The sequence below is a fragment of the Nocardiopsis sp. NPDC055824 genome, from assembly GCF_053616335.1.
In genome coordinates this window covers 1-2,919 of sequence record NZ_JBSHDN010000369.1, presented here as the reverse complement: position 1 = coordinate 2,919, position 2,919 = coordinate 1, and the positions used below count along the sequence as shown (strand labels likewise).

3 protein-coding genes are annotated in these 2,919 nt (G+C 74.2%); all 3 read left to right on the top strand.

The genetic code is table 11. The annotated features are described in order from the left end of the window. Positions 1-125 precede the first annotated feature (125 nt). The 3 genes from ACWGL3_RS31880 (at position 126) to ACWGL3_RS31870 (ending at position 2,879) form a co-directional block, all read left to right on the top strand. Positions 126-785: a DUF6758 family protein gene (locus ACWGL3_RS31880; RefSeq protein WP_267948233.1), complete on the top strand. Its 660-nt coding sequence runs from the start codon at positions 126-128 to the stop codon at positions 783-785. A 61-nt stretch (positions 786-846) separates the two neighbouring features. Beyond that, positions 847-1,722 carry a PHP domain-containing protein gene (locus ACWGL3_RS31875; protein WP_267948234.1) on the top strand — a complete coding sequence of 292 codons (876 nt, stop codon included), beginning with the start codon at positions 847-849 and terminating at the stop codon, positions 1,720-1,722. A 110-nt stretch (positions 1,723-1,832) separates the two neighbouring features. After that, positions 1,833-2,879, top strand: a complete 1,047-nt coding sequence (locus ACWGL3_RS31870; RefSeq protein ID WP_452462148.1) for an MBL fold metallo-hydrolase — start codon at positions 1,833-1,835, stop codon at positions 2,877-2,879. The last annotated feature ends 40 nt before the right edge of the window (positions 2,880-2,919 follow it).

The following is a 2,919-nucleotide window of genomic DNA, read 5'->3' as shown; positions in this document are numbered from 1 at the left end:
CCACCCACCCCCCCCCCCCGCTGCCGTGGTGGGGGTCGGGGGGCCCCACCGGGGGGCGGGGGCGCGCCCCCCCCCCCCCCACCGGGCGTTTTCCCGCCGGGGTGCCCGGGTAGGTCGCAAACAGCATGAAGACCGAGCCCTCGTGTCCCCGGTGCGGGCGCGCGGTCCAGCCTCCGGGGCTGTGGACCAGCGCCTGGCAGTGCGACGTCCACGGAGCCGTGGCCCCGCTGCAGGGGGTTCGCGCCCCGGGCACGTCCTCGCTCGAGGCACTCCTGCCCCAGGCGCGCGTCCCGGTGTGGATCCCCTGGCCGCTGCCCGCCAACTGGGTCGTCACCGGGTTCGCCGAGGCCGGTGACGAACGCAGCGGCGCGCTCGCCACGGTCGTCGCCCTGTCCGGACCCGACCCCCTCGGCGGGGTCGGCGAGATCGCCATCGTCGCCGAGGACCCCGGCGTCGGGCTCGGCGCACGCCTCGCCGGCCTGGACGGGCCGGATCCCGGCAACGGTTTCGACGCGGCGGCGGCCGACGCCAAACTGCGGTTCGACGGCCACGAGATCGCGCTGTGGAACCTGGCGGTGGGACGCGACCGGGCGGTGTACACGGGCGAGGCGCTCGCCCACTGGCTGTGGATCGTCTTCGCCTCCGCCGACACCGGCCTCCTCATGTGCGAGATCAACTCCCTGAGGGACCTGCGCGACATCAACGACGGCGGCGTTGCGCTGGAGCCGCCGTTCGGGGCGGCGAGCCCCTTCCTCTCCCGCGTCCTCGCGCCCCGGGAGCGCTGACCGGGGCCCGCGGGCCCACCCGTTCGGGGCACCCGGGCCGGGACTTACGTACAATCGCCCGGTGACACGTATCGACCTGCACTCGCACAGCTCGGTCTCCGACGGGACCGACGCCCCCGCCGACGTCGTCGGGCACGCGGTCGCCGCGGGTCTGGACGTCCTGGCCCTCACCGACCACGACACCGTCGGCGGGATCGGGGAGGCGGCCGCGCACCTCCCGCCGGGGTTCACGCTCGTCCCGGGCATGGAGCTGTCCTGCGCCTACGCCGGCTCCAGCGTCCACCTGGTGTCCTACCTCTTCGACCCCGAGGACCCCGGCCTGGACGGCGAACTGCGCAGGGTGCGCTCCGACAGGGCCTCCCGTGCGGAGGAGATGGTCCGCAAGCTCAGGGAGCAGGGGGTGGACGTCTCCTGGGAGCGGGTCCTGGAGATCGCGGGGGCGGGCCGGGCGGAGTACGCCGACGCCAACACGATCGGCCGCCCCCACCTGGCCCGCGCGATCGTGGAGGCCGGCGCCGCCCGCGACGTCCAGGACGCCTTCGACCGCTGGATCGGCTCGGGCGGCCCCGCCTACGCCTCCCGCTACGCGATCGACCCCGTCCGCGCGGTCGGCCTGGTCAGGGCCGCGGGCGGGGTGTGCTCCCTGGCCCATCCGGCCCGCGCGGAGGGCTCCCTCAACGGGGCCGTCCCGCTGGACCTCGTGGAGCGCATGGTCGAGGCGGGGCTGGGGGGCATCGAGGCGGACCACCCCTCCCACAACCGGAAGCAGACCGCGTACTGGCGGGGCGTGGCCGCCGACCTGGGCGTGGTGGTGACCGGTTCCAGCGACGACCACGGGAGCCTCACGGGCCACCGGCTCGGACGCCACACCACCGCCCCCGACGCGTTCGACGAGCTCGTGGAGCCCGCGACGGGGGTGCCTCTGATCAAGGGGTGACCAGCGTGTCGCCCTCCGGCGTCCGGTACGGTACCGACCACTGCGCGGTAGCGCGACAATGGTCGCAGCAGAACTACCTGTACCTGGACGAAACCGAAAGGTCTGACGCCGTGTTCTGGAAGCGGAAGCCGAAGAAGCAGGAAGGCCCGGAGGCCACCGATTCCGCTGCGGAGGTCGCGGTGGACGACAAGGCGGCGGCCGGGGCGACCGACTCCGGCACGGCCGGGGAGAACCCGTCCGAGGAGAAGGACGCGGTCGCGGAGGCCTCGGAGAAGGACTCCGGCCGGGCCGACGGCTCCGAGAAGGACCCCGGCGGGGCCGAGGCGGACGCCGCCTCCACCGACGAGAAGCCCGTCGCCGACGCCGATGCCGACGAGGCGCCCGCCGACGACGAGAAGCCCGTCGTCGGCGAGGGGGAGCCCGACGCGGAGGCCGCCGAGGCGGACGAGGACGCCGAGGCGGTGGCGGCCGAGGCGGACGAGCCCGTCGGGCTGTTCGCCGACGAGACGGAGGAGGTCGGCGTGACCGGCCCCGACCCCGACGGCATCACGCGCGTGCGCAGCGTCGGCGTCTTCGAGTTCGACGACGAGAAGTTCGACGTCGTCGCCAACACGTGGATCGTGAAGGCGGACGACGAGGGCGTCATCGTCATCGACCCCGGTTACGACGCCGAGGCCGTCCTGGAGGCCGTCGGAGACCGCGAGATCTACCTCGTGGCCTGCACCAACGCCTACGGTCCGCACATCGAGTCGGCCATCAAGGTCGCCGAGGAGGCGGACGCCGACATCGCGCTGCACCCCCGCGAGATGCGCGCCTGGCGGCGCCACCACGGGGCCGAGCACCGGCCCGAGATCGAGGTGGAGGGCCAGGGCGCCCTCGACATCGCGGACCTGCACATCGACGTCCTCGCCCTGCCCGGGACCTCCTCCGGCAGCGTCGGCTACTACATCGCCGAACTGGGCGTCGTCTTCAGCGGCGACGCGCTGCGCAAGGGCGAGCCGGGCATGGTCGGCAACACCTACATCGACTACACGACGCAGCTGGCCTCCATCGGTGAGGCGCTGCTGTCCCTCCCGCCGGACACCCGCATCCTGCCGGACCGCGGTCCGTCCACCACCTCGGGCGCGGAGAGCAAGAACTTCGACTCCTGGGTCTGACCCCGGACAGGAGCAACGCCGTGCCGCCGCCCCTCGGGGC